Origin of the sequence: Pantoea sp. B270 (genome assembly GCF_018726825.1) — a bacterium.
In the GTDB taxonomy this organism is placed as follows: Bacteria; Pseudomonadota; Gammaproteobacteria; order Enterobacterales; family Enterobacteriaceae; genus Pantoea; species Pantoea dispersa.
Genome location: NZ_JAHCSX010000002.1, coordinates 125,976 through 141,465 on the forward strand (window position 1 = coordinate 125,976; position 15,490 = coordinate 141,465).

At 57.2% G+C, this 15,490-nt stretch carries 9 protein-coding genes; 3 read left to right on the forward strand and 6 right to left on the reverse strand.

The window, feature by feature from the left end; genetic code table 11:
• Positions 1-5: 5 nt before the first annotated feature.
• On the reverse strand, positions 6-1,181 hold the full coding sequence (ssuD, locus tag KOL70_RS16905; RefSeq protein ID WP_058758931.1) for an FMNH2-dependent alkanesulfonate monooxygenase: 1,176 nt from the start codon (positions 1,179-1,181) through the stop codon (positions 6-8).
• Between the two features lie 272 nt (positions 1,182-1,453).
• Here ssuD and KOL70_RS16910 point away from each other — a divergent pair, with 272 nt between their 5' ends.
• The gene (locus KOL70_RS16910; RefSeq protein ID WP_125311075.1) at positions 1,454-3,385 is read left to right on the forward strand and encodes a sigma-54-dependent Fis family transcriptional regulator; all 1,932 of its coding nucleotides are present in this window, start codon (positions 1,454-1,456) and stop codon (positions 3,383-3,385) included.
• 506 nt (positions 3,386-3,891) lie between these two features.
• Here KOL70_RS16910 and KOL70_RS16915 read toward each other — a convergent pair.
• From KOL70_RS16915 to KOL70_RS16925, 3 genes are all read right to left on the reverse strand, one after another.
• A complete protein-coding gene (locus KOL70_RS16915) occupies positions 3,892-4,863 on the reverse strand; it encodes a ParB family protein (protein ID WP_125311077.1) in 972 nt (323 codons plus the stop codon).
• A gap of 7 nt (positions 4,864-4,870) precedes the next feature.
• Positions 4,871-6,070: an AAA family ATPase gene (locus KOL70_RS16920; RefSeq protein ID WP_125311079.1), complete on the reverse strand. Its 1,200-nt coding sequence runs from the start codon at positions 6,068-6,070 to the stop codon at positions 4,871-4,873.
• Between the two features lie 1,871 nt (positions 6,071-7,941).
• Positions 7,942-8,871, reverse strand: a complete 930-nt coding sequence (locus tag KOL70_RS16925; RefSeq protein ID WP_021508802.1) for a RepB family plasmid replication initiator protein — start codon at positions 8,869-8,871, stop codon at positions 7,942-7,944.
• 480 nt (positions 8,872-9,351) lie between these two features.
• Between KOL70_RS16925 and KOL70_RS16930 the strand changes: the two genes are divergently transcribed.
• Both KOL70_RS16930 and KOL70_RS16935 read left to right on the forward strand, forming a co-directional pair.
• Positions 9,352-10,728 carry an aldehyde dehydrogenase family protein gene (locus tag KOL70_RS16930; RefSeq protein WP_125311081.1) on the forward strand — a complete coding sequence of 459 codons (1,377 nt, stop codon included), beginning with the start codon at positions 9,352-9,354 and terminating at the stop codon, positions 10,726-10,728.
• A gap of 53 nt (positions 10,729-10,781) precedes the next feature.
• Positions 10,782-11,366 carry an NTP transferase domain-containing protein gene (locus KOL70_RS16935; protein WP_185749290.1) on the forward strand — a complete coding sequence of 195 codons (585 nt, stop codon included), beginning with the start codon at positions 10,782-10,784 and terminating at the stop codon, positions 11,364-11,366.
• A 21-nt stretch (positions 11,367-11,387) separates the two neighbouring features.
• Here KOL70_RS16935 and KOL70_RS16940 read toward each other — a convergent pair whose 3' ends face one another.
• Positions 11,388-14,954 (reverse strand): molybdopterin cofactor-binding domain-containing protein, encoded by a 3,567-nt coding sequence (locus KOL70_RS16940; protein WP_215481107.1) that lies wholly within the window; start codon positions 14,952-14,954, stop codon positions 11,388-11,390.
• Positions 14,951-15,478, reverse strand: a complete 528-nt coding sequence (locus KOL70_RS16945; protein ID WP_371824674.1) for a (2Fe-2S)-binding protein — start codon at positions 15,476-15,478, stop codon at positions 14,951-14,953. The genes KOL70_RS16940 and KOL70_RS16945 overlap by 4 nt, the downstream gene beginning before the upstream one ends.
• Positions 15,479-15,490 lie beyond the last annotated feature (12 nt).

Here is a 15,490-nt window from a genome sequence, read left to right on the forward strand (position 1 = left end):
CTGCATCAGCTGGCGCTCGTCTGTTTCGCCGATGGGCGCTTATCGCCGCCGATGGTTTCACCAAACGGGCCAGTGTTAATGGTACGGGCGCGCTGCTGCTGACCGTGGGCCAGCGGTAACAGCGGCAGCAGCAATTCAGCCACGCGATGGGCCTCTTCCAGATGCGGATAGCCCGAAAGAATGAAGTTAGTCACGCCGAGCGCCTGGTATTCCCGAATGCGTTCAGCGACCTGCTGCGGGCTGCCCACCAGCGCGGTGCCGGCACCGCCGCGCACCAGTCCGACGCCTGCCCACAGATTCGGCGCAATGTAGAGGTTATCACGCGAACCGTTGTGCAGCGCACTCATGCGCGCCTGACCGGCGGAATCCATGCGGGCAAAAATCTTCTGCGCCTGAGCGATAGTGTCGTCATCCAGATGGGCAATCAGTTTATCCGCCGCCGCTCGGGCTTCTTCTTCGGTTTCACGCACAATCACATGCAGGCGGATACCGTATTCGAGTTTCCGGCCGCGTGACTCAGCGCGCTCACGCACGACCGCCAGTTTTTCTGCTACCTGCGCCGGTGGCTCTCCCCAGGTGAGATAGGTGTCAATCTGCTGCGCCGCCACGTCGATCGCTGCCTCCGATGAGCCACCAAAGTAAAGCGGTGGACCGTTTTCCTGCACCGGTGGAAAAAGCACTTCAGCGCCTTCAACCTGAATATGCTCGCCCTGATAATCCACTTTTTCGCCGCGCATCAGCCGGCTATACACATCCAGAAACTCGCGAGTCACTTCATAACGTTCACTGTGGTTGAGGAAGATGCCGTCGCCTTTGTTCTCCACCGGATCGCCGCCGGTGACCACGTTAATTAGCAGACGGCCTTCCGACAGACGATCCAGTGTGGTAGCCATGCGCGCTGCCAGCGTGGGTGGCTGTAATCCCGGACGGACGGCGACCAGATAGCGCAGCCGGCGCGTCATGGGTGCCAGCGCGGAGGCCACCAGCCAGGAATCCTCACAGCTTTTCCCTGTCGGAATGAGGACGCCGTAGAAGCCCAGATTGTCGGCGGCCAGCGCGACCTGCTGTAAATAGGCTAAATCAACCGGGCGTCCGCCTTCTGTTGTACCCAGGTAACGGCCATCGCCGTGCGTCGGCAGGAACCAGAAGACATTTATGCTCTCGTGCGCAGAATCGGCCATTATGCTTATCCTATATAACTTTATGAGAAAACGTTCATTCTTAACTTTCTATTTGGTTATATAGGCGTAAGCGAAAAGCATGCCAGCTTTTAACGAAACAGAGATTGTGCATTTTCAGTCAGTTAGGTCATCAGAGCGCGTCATGTCTGTTGCAATTGCAACGCAACGCCAACAGCATTTGCTGCATATGCAACTGCTTATGCTTTTTTCCTGCTGTTCATTGCCACTTGCCGGGTTTAGCGTGATGGCAGACCTTTACAGGAGCCACCCTCATGCTGACACCTTACAATCAACCGGATTCACCTCGCCTGGTCGACCCGGCATCGCTGGCTTTCCAGTCGCTGCTGGATAAATTCGCACCCACCGACGCCACGGTGCTGATTGTGGGCGAAACCGGCACCGGCAAAGAAGTGGTCGCCCGGTATCTGCATCATCACAGTCCACGCCGGCATGCCCCGTTTCTGGCCGTCAACTGCGGCGCCCTGACGGAAAGTCTGGCAGAAGCTGAATTATTTGGACATGAGAAAGGTGCCTTCACCGGCGCGACTCAGGCGCACCCTGGCTGGTTTGAAGCGGCGCAGGGCGGCACGCTGCTGCTGGATGAGATCGGCGAACTGAGCCTGCCGCTGCAGGTTAAACTGCTGCGCGTCCTTCAGGAGCGTGAGATCACACGCGTCGGATCACGCAAGGCCATTAAAATAGACGTGCGCGTTATCGCCGCAACCCATGTCGATCTGGCCCAGGCAATTCGCGAACGGCGTTTTCGTGAAGATCTGTTTTATCGCCTGAATATCGCCGTTGTTCCCCTGCCACCGCTGCGCCAGCGTCGCGAGGACATCCCGCTGCTGGCACAGCATTTCCTCTCCCTGTACGCACGCCGCCTTGGCCGTCCGGCGCGTCGCCTGTCGCCTGACGCGCTGGAAGCCCTGCGCGACTACAGCTGGCCCGGCAATATTCGTGAGCTGGAGAATACGCTGCACAATGCGGTGCTGCTCAGTCGCGATGAGACATTAACGCCGACGCAGCTGCGGCTGGCAGGTTACAGTGAACGTGGATACAGCGAAACAGACAATTCGACGCTGGATAGTTTTCTGCGCCAGCAGATTACACGCGAACCGCAACAGCTGTTTGATCGGGTGATTCAGAGTCTGATCAGTAACGCACTGGAAATAGCGGACAACAATCAGACGCAGGCCGCCACGCTGCTGGGCATTAGCCGGCACACGCTGCGCACGCATCTGGCACAGATGGGCGTCATAAAAGGGCGGCGCAAGTCCGCCGTCATGGCCTTCGCGCACGCCAGCGGGGCCGCGCGCCCTGAACGCGAGTTGCGCATTGGCTTTCAGAAATTTGGCAATCTCGGCGTGTTGAAAGCGCGCCAGACGCTGGAACAGTGCTTTAACCAGCAGGGTATCAGCGTGGTGTGGAGTGAGTTTCCTGCCGGTCCGCAACTGTTATATGCGCTGCATAATGATGAGATTGATTTTGGTACCACCGGTGAAGTGCCACCTATCTTCGCTCAGGCCAGCGGTAACGCCGTGACTTATATCGCCTGGGAGCCACCGGCACCGGGCAGCGTCGGGATTGTGGTGCCACGCGACAGTACTATCCACAGCCTGGCAGATTTGCGGGGTAAGCGTATTTCGGTCAATAAAGGATCGAATGTTCACTGGCTGCTGTTGCAGCTGCTGGAGGAAGCCGGCATCGGTCTGGATGAAATTAAAGTGGTGTACACGCCACCTAAGTATCCGCTTACAGCCAGCGATTACCTGGCCGTCGATGCCTGGATGATGTGGGATCCGCTGCTGAGTGCCGCAGAAAGCAACGCCGATTTGCGCGTGCTGGAGAAGGGCGAAGGCCGGGTGCGCAATCACCAGTTTTATCTGGCGCGCCATGATTATGTGCAGCAGCATGACGATATCGTGCAGCAGCTGGTGACGAGCCTGCAGCAAACCGGGACCTTTATCGATAATCATCGCCATGAAGCTGCCACTATGCTGGCGCAGGAACTGGGGCTGGAGTTCGCAGCCGTGGAACGTGCCTTATCCCGTCGCAGCCACCAGACGCGGGCCATGGTTTTCCACGTCATCAAAGAACAGCAAACTATCGCTGACCGCTTTTATGCGCTCGGTTTGATTCATAAACCGGTGCGCGTGCGTGATGCAGTGTGGCAGTCGCCCAGCCAGACGGCGCTTATGGCATAGCGGCTACAGTAAAAGTTATCCACGTTTTCTGTGGATAACACATTGAATATCGTCTGGCTAAATCCCCGTTATTCTCACGGCAGCATAAGGATTTACTGTGAAATTCGGGCGATTTCAGCCTGAAATCCTGCTAATAAAAACCCTGTTTTCAGTCAGTTAGAGGTGAAATCGTCATGGCGAATGTCGCCTGATTCCGGCAAATTCCGTTAAGGATTCTCCCTGCTGGTTTCACTGTTGCTTTCGCATCCAGCAAAGCTGGCTATTTTCAAAGACTAAGACGGCGAGGGCGCGGTTTCACCGTATTATATTGAGGGATTGGCGATTTCAGCCTGAAATTCCGGCTAAGGTTGATTTGATTTCATGCACTTAGCGCTGAAATCACGCTGGCGAAGGATGAAATTTTGGGGGGGGAATCAGGTGGGTGAGGTAACAATCTGTAGCGGCACGGTACAGGGTGTACGGGATTGTTCTGCTACAGATTGCTTATCATCAGAGGTGAAGCGCTATTACTGATTGAGATACTTATTCAGCGTCTCGGTGATAACACGATCCAGCTCTTCCTGTAATTCTCTGGACTGGCGGTTAAACTCATAGCTAAACATGCGTCCGCGCGTTTTCTTGCGGGCGTAACGGTCTTTATCCGCGAAGGTCCACAGCGGTGTCGCCACCACTTTATCTTTAGCCGGCGCCTGCACCAGCGTCTGGCTACCGTTACGGACCAGCCTCAGGATGCCATTCTTGACTTCATCTTCCGCCAGGCCTTCACGCGCACAGACGCTGTCCACATCCATACCGATGGTTTCGATCAGAGCATCAACAGTCTGACCGGTTTCCTGCAGTTTTTCGTAGGCCTGCAACAGCGTTTTGTAGTCAGGATAGGTCAATTCTGAATGGTTCGGGAACAGGGTGACCAGCTCCAGCGGCACACTGGCAGCCTGCAGCGCGCGGGTCACTTTTGCCTGTGACAGCCCTTCAGTTTGCGCAATCTCTTTTTGCGACAGGCCGCTGTCTTTCAGTGACAGCAAACGCATGCCGACTTCACGCAGATTATGCTCACGCGCGGTCTGGATATCCTGCGCCAGACGACGGGCTTCTTCGGCAGAGATGGCAACGTCGGTAACCAGCACATCCAGCCCGGTTTTACAGTGCAGCGCGGCCGCCCGACGACGCGAACCATCGAGGATTTCAATCCGATCGCCACGCTTCACGCCGATGGCCGGGAAGAACTGCTGCAGTTTAATGGTACGGATGATATCGCGCAGTGACTCTGGCGTGAGACCGGACTGGTCACGGCCGTTGGTTTCCATCACCACGTACGTACGTTCTTCTATCTCTTTAGCCGTGATGTGTTCCAGGGTGAACAGGGCGCGTTTACCGGTGGAAAGGATAAACGTCTGGGAGTGGCCATCCTCGCTGGGTTCATTTTGTAACGGGCTCTGGCTGAAGGTGCGGCCAATAGTGATTCTTTTTGCGCTCATAATAACCTCAGTTCAGGCGGATAAATTCAATACGGTCAAAAACGGCTTTGGCAAAGTCTTCTGCCGCCGAACGCGCGTTTTTCAGGGCTTCGCTGCTGCCGACATAGGTAGATGGGTTAGCGGAGATAACCGTATCGAACGATTCACCGCAGCGTTCAAAGCCATCCAGCCGAGGTAGCGCCGCATCCAGCATATCGCCGCCAAATATCTCTTTCGCCAGGCTGTGACACATCTTGTGGTCCGCTTTATTCGACAGCTTGGACATAAAGCCAATGTTGCCCTGCAACCGGCAGGTGGCTCCCGACTCTTCGATGATGTCGATAAGCTCGGGCAGGCGCGTCAGATACTTCAGCGTGGAGTGGAAATCAACCTGTGCCGGCGGCACCGGCGTCATCAGCAAATCGGAAGCGGCAATGGCGTTTTTCAGGAAGGCATCCAGATGTGGGCCGCTGTCAATAAAGATGAAGTCGTAATCTTTTTTCAGCTTAGCCACCACGTTTTCATACAGCACCGCATGCACGTTTTGCTGCGGCAGATGCTCTGCACACAGCTCTTCCCAGCGTGAGGCAATGAAAGCGTCATCGATAGAGGCAGGCAGTACGTCAACGCCTGGAATAATCGACGGCACAATAAATTCGCTTTTCAGCTCGTCGCGGCTGACGTTTTGCAGCATCGCCTGAGCTGCGGTGGCTTCAACCAAACCGACCGAACGTTCATGATTCAGGAACATGGTGGCCGAAGACTGAGGATCGAGATCGATAACCAGGATGCGTAAATCTTCGAACAGCAGGTGCGGATGCGCGCGCAGCGCGTGCGCCAGCGATACCGTGGAAACGGTTTTAGACACGCCGCCTTTCAGGTTACCGACAAACAGCGTAAACGCTTCAGGATGGCGATCGCGGTATTTCGGGACGCCGCGATGATGGTAGATGTCGATAATATTTTGGATCGACATCGCGTACTTGGTGGAACTGCCGGCCGCGCGCTTATCAAACGGATAGCCGTTTTCTTCCATCTCGTTAACCGCGTAATCGACACTGGCGCGCGTCAGCCTGGGCAACTTGGCTAACGCCGCTTTGGCATAAACCTGGTAAAAAGTATTCTCGTGTAACTCTTCTTTTTGCGCCTGAATCTGCTCCGTCAGGCTCATCAGCATTCTTTCTGAGCGTTGAGCGACTTTCAGAACCTGCTTCTCATCGTTAGCCATACTTGCTCCACACATGTAGGATTTATGACTTTATACCGAAATCCTGCACATGAGGCAAATCTATCTCATCTGTTCATCATCGGCTCGCGTTGTAAAAAGACCTTTTGCAATAGGGGGTTAAACCAGACGTTCACTGCAGTCAGTAGTGCGCGTTGATTGTTTACCCATCAATTGATGAAAATGTGCTCGGCGTAAGGGCGGCACTCTGCCACTGTTCACTGTAATCAGTAACCGACATGTGTGGCAGAAGCGGGCGATTACGGTGAAATACGGCGCGCCGTTACCTGACAGAGCAGCCCGCACGTTCACTGTAATCAGCGGGTGGCGAAAAGGAATGAACTGCGTTCACTGTACTCGGCAGAACATTCACTGCAATCAGTAACCCTGCCGTAAGATTCACTGTAATCAGTGATTCTTAGCGCAGGGACAGTGCTACCGGCGCCAGGGTGAGCCAGTGCGCAAAAGTAAATGTTCACTGTAGTCAGTGGTTCCGCGCATCATCCGCTCACGCAATGGTCAGGATTCACTGTAGTCAGCACAAGCCCACTACATTCTTCCCTCACTGACTGCCTGCAATGCACGGTGTGAGGGGGTGCTGCCAGCCAGTGAGAAGGGGAGAAGGGGAGAAGCTGCACATGATGAAAATTACGCGGTTTGCGATTGCGGGCTGGCGAGCATCGCCTGCAGGAAGATTGGGCTGCGTCGCGGCGAGCGCCGTACAGTGCAGTGCAGTGCAGTGCGATGTTCAGGGCCGCCTTCCTTGCGGCAATCTGCCAGCGCATCGATTGATGCAGGTATAAGATTCACTGTAATCAGTAAACTGCGACGTCGATGCCAGCGGCATTCACTGTAGTCAGTAAACTATGAACGCCTTTTCGTCAATGTTCACTGTAATCAGTAATGTGACCGTTATCAGATATTCATAACCTGATCGCTGCGGCGCATTCACTGTAGTCAGTAAAAGGAAAAGCGTGTTTAAGCCTGAACTACTGACCTGCCTGACTGAGTATTCACTGTAATCAGTAAACCCGATCATCTTTATCGCGCCAGGTCGAGGGAGGGTCGTGCGGCACAGGGAAGGGCACTCAGCTAACAACATTCACTGTAATCAGTAGCCGGGTTCGCGCGCGCTGCGCTTTGAAGCAGCAGTACCTGACGAACACGTTCACTGTAATCAGTGCATGCCCGCTTAGCCTCAGCCCGATAACGTTCACTGTAGTCAGTAACTGGCTTTCTCTTTCTTACAGGGCAGCGGCCACGCTGAGGGTAGGGGAGCGTTGAGAACGTTCACTGCAATCAGTAAAAGTCAGACGACGCAGAGGGCCATTTCGTCATGAAATGACGTTCACTATAATCGGTAATCCCTCCCACGATTCACTGTAATCAGTGATAGTGACCAACCCTGTCACTTTTACTGGTTACTTTTACAGCACAATTGCTGAATACAGTGAATATATTGCAGTATATCGATTATTAACTTTGATTTTCAGTCAGATACGATAAATCGTTCACTGTAATCAGTGAGCTCGTAGGCTTACGTGTTCACTGTGGTCAGCAGAATCGCCCGGCAGACCAGACATTCACTGTAATCAGCCAGACTGGCTCTTAAGGCACAGACAAGATGTCAGTCGACCCACCTGGTAAGTACCCACTATCAATAAAAGCGCTGTTCTGCATGAAAAGGAAGGTTTGACGATTTTTACGGAACAGGCGATACCGGCAGCGACCACTGATTACAGTGAATGCTACCGATTACAGTGAACAGATCAGGATGTGCTGATTACAGTGAATGAGGGGAAAGCGGCAGTGTCACTTTTAGGCTCAGTGACACTGCGGAAAGAGGGTGAACTGATTATAGTGAATGGATGAAGTCAGTCTTCGAAATCGAGGTCTTCCAGCGAATCGATACTTTCCAGATTGCTGATGCCATCGAGTTTCGGCGTGCGACTGTGGATGATGAAAAACACCGAACGGCCGCGTTTCACTTCGGAATAGTCGAGGTAGCCAATCTCTTTCAGCTGCTCCATGGCGCGCCGCACCACATGGTTTTGCGTGGTGGTTTTTGAGCCGAGATTAAGACGCATGCGTAAGCGCGCCAGGGAGATAGGCGCCGGATTAGTGGGCAGGCTTTCCAGGTAAGTATACAGCGCCTGCGCCGACTCCTTACGCTTGAGGCGCGAGATAGCTCGCAGTTGCAGCAGCACCTTGTGGTCGAAGTTATACAGCTCAAACAGCTTAGGATCGGCCTGAATGCGCACCAGATCTTTCTCACGATCGTAGTAAGCCGACTGCACCAGGTGCGTGTGATAGGCTTTACCATTCCCCTCAAACGACAGGGTATTGGTTGCGATGCGTCGCAGCGAGGCGTCAAGACGCTTACGCAGCGCCGCGGACGAGTTGGCTGAGGGAATACCGCACATCTTGACGAAGTCGATAAACGGCAGCGTGACGGTGTCGCCCTTCGACGGATAACGCGAAAAAGACTGAATGATGCCGGCCCAGGTTTTGAAATCATTATCCATATCCAGCCGTGCGCCGGTGATGGTAATCTTTTCATAGCCTTCCGCTTTCACCAGCGACAGGTTTTTGAGCTCTTTGGTGGCATCGGTTGAAGCCATCGCGCCGGATTTCCCGCGCGCCGTTGACTTCAGGGTAGGAACAAACAGACCCAGGCGCATCAGTGCGACCGGTTGTACGGTGTTATTTTTATTGGGATGAAGCTGAATAACTTCACCACTGTTTTTCGTCACCGACAGAAAAGGTTCAAGTAACGCCTTGTTTTCACTCTCTTTATCTGCCATAGCCTGAGATCTTCATTCTGTGGATGAAAAGGATCGGTATCTGATTACAGTGAACATTAACACTGTTTATAGTGAACATTCTACTGTCTATAGTGAATAAAGTACTGACTATAGTGGATACTTTACTGATTATAGTGAACACGATCACCTTCTCAGCCCTTGTCGGGTGCGGCCTGCCGCGATCGGGGATCTCTTAGGATCTCTTTTAGATCTCTTTATGATCTTTCTTTAAGATCTAGTCACTGTATAAGTGGATAACCCGTTGAGGCGACTGATGCTGATAAGCGTAACCTGCAGAATATTCGCTTACGTCTTTAAATCACCCTGTGAGGGTGGAAAGTGAAAATCTTCAGGCCTGCGCTGCCTCTCAATTCATTTCAGGTGAACAACTTGCTCTCATCTATTCATTTTTCATCACCTGATGGCTGGCGTAAGGTAGACCTCACTCTGATCAACCCGATTATCTGACGAAGGCATCCTATGACTGATCACGTTATTTCACGTAATCCCACCAGCGGCGAAATCATTGCCACTTATCCCCTGCAGAGTGCAGCCGAGCTGGAAACGGCTTTACAGCAAAGCGCCAGCGCCTTTGCGCAGTGGCGTAACACAGAGATGGCACAGCGCGTGAAGGTACTGCGTCAGCTGGGTGAGCAGCTGCGCCAGCGTCAGGAGCAACTGGCTACGCTCGCTACGCTGGAAATGGGTAAACCCATTGCGCAGGCGCGTGCCGAAGTCCTGAAATGCGCCAGCCTGTGTGACTGGTATGCTGAACACGGACCGGCAATGCTGGCCGATCAGCCCACGCTGGTGGAAAACCAGCAGGCCTGGCAATCGTTTCGTCCACTCGGTGTGATCCTGGCGGTGATGCCGTGGAATTTTCCTTACTGGCAGGTCCTGCGCGGCGCGGTCAGCATGCTGCTGGCGGGCAACACCTACCTGCTGAAACACGCTCCAAGCGTCATGGGCTGCGCCTGGCTGATGCAGGAACTGTTTGCCGCAACCGATTTGCCGCGTGGTGCATTCAACGTGATCAACGTCGATAACGACGGTGTCTCTGCCGCCATTAAAGATCCGCGCGTCGCGGCCATCGCCGTGACCGGAAGCGTTCGTGCTGGTGGGGCTATCGCCGCTCAGGCCGGTGCGGTACTGAAAAAAACCGTGCTGGAGTTAGGCGGCGCCGATCCTTTTATCGTGCTGGCGGATGCCGATCTGGATGCAGCAGTGGCCTCAGCGGTCACAGGACGCTACCAGAACAGCGGGCAGGTGTGTATGGCAGCCAAACGCTTCATCATTGAAGAGAGCATCGCAGAAGCGTTTGAGGCGCGTTTCAGCGCAGCCGTGCAGGCACTGAAAGTGGGCGATCCGCTGCAGGAAGAGACTTATATCGGTCCGATGGCACGCTACGATCTGCGTGATGAACTGGATCATCAGGTGCAGGAAACCCTGCACCAGGGTGCACGTCTGGTGCTTGGCGGCCACAAGATCGAGGGCGTCGGCAACTATTATGCGCCAACCATTCTTGCCGACGTCACGCCCGCGATGACCGCTTTTCGTCAGGAGATCTTCGGGCCGGTGGCGGCGATCACCGTCGCGCGCGATGCGCAACATGCACTGCAGCTGGCGAATGACAGCGAGTTTGGCCTGAGCGCCACCGTGTGGAGCGGCAATGAAGCGCTGGCGCAGGAACTGGCAGAGCAGCTGGAAACCGGCGCAGTGTTTATCAACGGCAACGGCGCCTCCGATCCGCGCGTCGCTATTGGTGGCGTGAAAAAGAGTGGTTATGGCCGCGAACTCTCCAGCTTCGGTGTCCATGAGTTCTGTAACATCCAGACGGTATGGAAAAACCGTCGCTAACCCGGCCGGGGCGCGCCATACTGTGCGCCCCAACTTACGGAAGCAATCCTTGTATGCAGACGCCAGGCATCCTCATTCTTGCTGCCGGTCTCGGCAGCCGCTTTCGTCAGGCCGGCGGTACCGGGCACAAACTACTGGCACCGTATCCTGACGATAATGGCGTGCCTCAGCCGCTGCTGAAGCTGACGCTGCAGCAGGCGCAGCGCAGCGGTTTGCCGCTTCTCCTCATTATCCGGCCGGAAGATCGCGCCATTCAACAGCTGGCACAGCAGTGCGGCGTCGCGACCTGCACTATTGCCAGCGCCGGCAGCGGTGAAAGCATTGCCGCTGGCGTGCGGGCCACCGCCCACTGGCATGGCTGGCTGATCGTACCCGGTGATATGGCGTGGGTGAGGGCGGAGGATCATCAATGCGTGGCGCAGGCGCTGCGCAACGGTGCGCCGCAGGTACGGCTCAGCTGGCAAAACCAGCCGGGCCACCCGGTGGGATTTGCCGCGCACTATGGCGCGGCGCTCGCTCAACTGCAGGGCGACAGCGGTGCCCGCGCGCTGCTCGACCCGTCTATTCTCATCACTCTGCCGGCCCATCAGGGCACGATCCGCGACGCGGATCTGCCGCGATCCGGGGCAAGCCGCTGACCTGCAGCGCGCCTGAATGGGTCAGTGGCTGCCGGGATTAGCGCGCACCTGCGCCACTTTTTCGCTCAGATTCTGCCACGCCGGTTGGTCAGGTGCGTAGCGCTGGCGCAGCCAGGCAGCAATATCCGCAACCTGCTTATCCGACAAACTGGCGGCAAAGCCGGGCATATAACCGAGCGCATCGGTTGCCGGTTTGTCGATACCGTGCAGCACCACCTGTAACAGATTATCCGCCGTCGCGCTGGTTATGCTGCTGCTGTTGGCCATCGATGGGCTGACGCCAAACAACTGCGGTCCGCCCTCGCTGGCGCTGTGGCAGGCCTGACAGGCGCCTTTAAACAGCCGTTCCCCTGCGGCAGTGTTCCATGCCGGTTTTGCCGCCGGCGCAGCGACAGGGCGCGCTGCCTGACCATTGATATCCGCCAGATAACTGGCCATGGCGCGCACATCGGCTTCCGGCAGGGTGGCGAGATGGCTTACTACCGGTGCCATCGGTCCGGCGGCAACGCCGTGCTGCGCATCGTAACCACTACGCAGGTAGTTATACAGCGACTGCGCGGTCCACGGCTGCGGGGCTTTATTCAGCTGATTGAGAGCGGGCGCTTCCCAGCCGTCCACCCAGCCACCGGCGAGGAAATTGTCCCCGCGTTTTTCCGCGCCCAGCAGATTACGCGGCGAGTGGCAGGCACCGCAGTGTCCGGCTCCGTTCACCAGATAGGCACCGCGATTCCATTCGGCGCTTTTGCGGGGGTCAGGCTGGTATTCGCCGCGCCCGAGGTAGAGCGCGTTCCAGCCCGCCATCAGGAAGCGCAGGTTATAGGGAAAGCGCATCTGGTTTTCTGCTGGTGCCTGCTGTACCGCCGGCTGCGACATCAGCCAGGCGTACAGCGCCTGCATATCGCCTTCGCTCAGCTGGCGAAAGCTGGTGTAGGGAAACGCCGGATAGAGATGATGGCCGTCGCGGCTGATGCCCTGGCGCATGGCGCGATCGAAGGCGTTAAATGACCAGCTGCCGATGCCGGTCTGCTTATCCGGCGTGATGTTGGTGGTGTACAGCGTGCCAAACGGTGTCTCCATCTTCAGGCCGCCAGCATTGGTCGCGCCGCCTTCCGTGGTATGGCATACCGCGCAGTCACCGGCGGCGGCCACCTGACGGCCACGTTCCAGCATCTCTGCCGACCAGCTTCCGGCGGCCGGGGGGGTCACGGGCGCAATCGGTGCGCGCCACGGCAGCGCGTTAATCGCCACGCCAGCGGCGAGGCCGAGCAATCCTGTTACGCCACCCAGTGCCCATTTTCGGCTGCGGCGGCGGGCGGTTTGGGCCGGTGCGGCCAGCTGTGGCTCCGGCTGCGGATCGGGGCCGTTCAGCGCCTGACGCAGTTTGTCAGCGGTAATGGGCAATTCGCGAAAACGGATACCGGTGGCATCAAACACCGCGTTAGCGATGGCCGCGGCGCTGGGCACCGACGCGGATTCCCCCGCGCCCAGCGGCGGTTCGTGCGGGCGCGGCACCATCATCACGTCGATATCCGGCACTTCCGGAAACGTCAGGATCGGGTAGCTGCCCCATTCCTGGCTGGCGATCAGGTTGCTTTCAATCGTCACCTGTTCTTTGAGCACCCGGCTGGTGGACTGAATGACATTGCCGTGAATCTGATGCTTGACCCCTTCCGGGTTGATCATCATGCCGGCATCATGGCCCACGGTGATGCGCGTAACGGCGATCTCGCCGCTCTGCTTATCAATCGCGACATCCGCGACCCAGGCAGCCCAGGCGGCACCGAAGCCTGGAAATTTGCTGTGAATGTAGCGTGCGTAGGCAAAACCGCGTCCGCGCAAAATGCCGGGTTCGCTGGCGGTCTGCTGAATGGCGGTGCGCGGCGTCCAGTCTGCACGCGTAGCGGTAGAGCGCATTAGCTCGGCGGCGCGCTCGTCCTGAATGTAGCGCAGCCGGTACTCCACCGGATCGACGCCTGCCGCGTGGGCCAGCTCATCCATATAGGATTCATGGGCAAAGGTGTTGGGCAGGGCCGAAACGCCGCGCATCCACGAGGCGCGCACAATCGGCGCCATGTCCTCAATGGTGACGCGCAGATGGGGAAAATCGTAAGGTGGAATGGAGGTGCGATCGCCCATTTCATACGCCAGCGCCACCGGATCGACGCGACCGGTCAGCAGCAGCGCAAGGGTGGGTGCGCCGTTGGACGGATAAGACGTAGTGAAATCATACACCTGCGGATTGCCCTGCGCGTCCAGCCCGCCGTCCACCTCCATCAGCTGTGCAGTGCCTTTCGGTTCCCACACGTGTTCCTGGGCGCGCGTCAGCTGTACCCGCACCGGCTGGCCCACCGCGCGCGACAACAGCGCCGCATCGGCGGCCACGTCATCGGCGCAGTTGCGACCATAGCAACCGGCGGCTTCCATGCGGTTCACTTCAATGGTCTCTTCCGGCCTCTCCAGCAGCCATGCCAAATCGGCGCGCAGCAGGTGCGGATTCTGCGTGCCGCTCCACACCTGCAGCGAATCAGGCCGATAGTCGGCCACCGCGCAGGAAGGGCCAATCGACGCATGCAGCTGATACGGCCAGACATAGCTGCGGGTAAAACGCTGCGCGACATTCGCCAGCGCGGCATCCACCTCACCGCTGTCATGCACCACGCGCGAGGTGCGGGGATTATCACGAATAGCCTGTTCAATATCGCGCAGGTCTGGCAGGCTGTGTTCCCACGGCTTCCAGCGCACCTGTAACGCGTCCATCGCGGCGATGGCCTGCTCCTCGCGCTCGGCCACCACGCCGACAAAATCCGCGATCTGCACCACTTTCACGATGCCTTCAAGATGCGCGATCGAGCTTTCGTCAATGCTGAGCAATGAGGTGCCGACAAAGCTGCCGGTGTCATAGCCCGCATACGGTGGACGGATGACCCGGCCGTGCAGCATACCGGGCACGCGCAGGTCATGCACCCACGTCAGTTCGCCGGTGGCTTTGGCGGGAATATCTACCCGCGCCGAGCTGGTACCAACTAAGCGATATTCACTGGCGGGCTTGAGTGTTACCTGATGATCAATTGGCACGATGCTGCGCTGCTGCTGCACCAGTTCGGCAAATGACAATTGCTCACCGCCGGGGTGCTGCAGGAAACCGCTGTCCAGCGTGATGCTCTCCACCGGCAGCTGCCAGCGCGCGGCGGCCTGTTGTAACAGCCACTGGCGCGCCGTTGCAGCCGCTTTACGTAGTGGTACGGCAGAAATTTGCAAGGTGGCGCTGGCGATGGTGGCGCCCTGGTTGGGCACGCGCAGCGTATCGCCCAGCACCATTTGCACCTGATCCATGCGCAGATTGAGCTCTTCGGCGACGATTTGCGTCAGCGCGGTTTTCACCCCGGTGCCGAGATCAACATGGCCATTGAAGGCCCAGACGCGGCCAGAACCGTCAATAGCCAGAAACAGTGCGCGCTCTTTGGCTTTCAGCGTCGGCGTCTGACCTTTGGGCACCAGCCCTGGCGGCGGCTGAATCTCATCGACAATCAACAGGATGTCGCTGGCTGCCAGCAACTGCTGCTGCGTGGGGACGTTAGCCGTACTCATGATGCCGCCTCCGCCTGCTGCAGGCATAAGGTGATGGCGCGCTTCACCGCGCACAGGATCTCCTGATGGGTGCCACAGCGGCACAGGTTACCGCTCAGCGCCGCACGTATCTGCCGGTCATCAGGGCAGGGCTGAGCGCGCAGCAGCGCGGCGGTGGTCATGATCATGCCGTTAAGGCAGTAACCGCATTGTGCGGCCTGCGCCTCGATAAACGCCTGCTGCACCGGGTGCAGTGCTTCGCGGTTGCCCAGCCCTTCCAGCGTGGTGATAGCGCGCTGACGCACGCCATACGCCGGGATCACGCAGGCGCGCGCGGCAACGCCATCGATCAGCACGGTGCAGGCGCCGCATTCGCCCAGGCCGCAGCCATATTTGGGGCCGTTAAGCTGGAGGTGATTACGCAGCACCAGCAGCAGCGAGGTATCGCGGTAGCTGCTGATGGGGTGAGTCGCGCCGTTCACCTCAAGGGCGTAATGGCACGTGGATGCAGGTGAAACTGGTGTGGCAGTCTGATGTGCCAGCATTTTCATTATTAA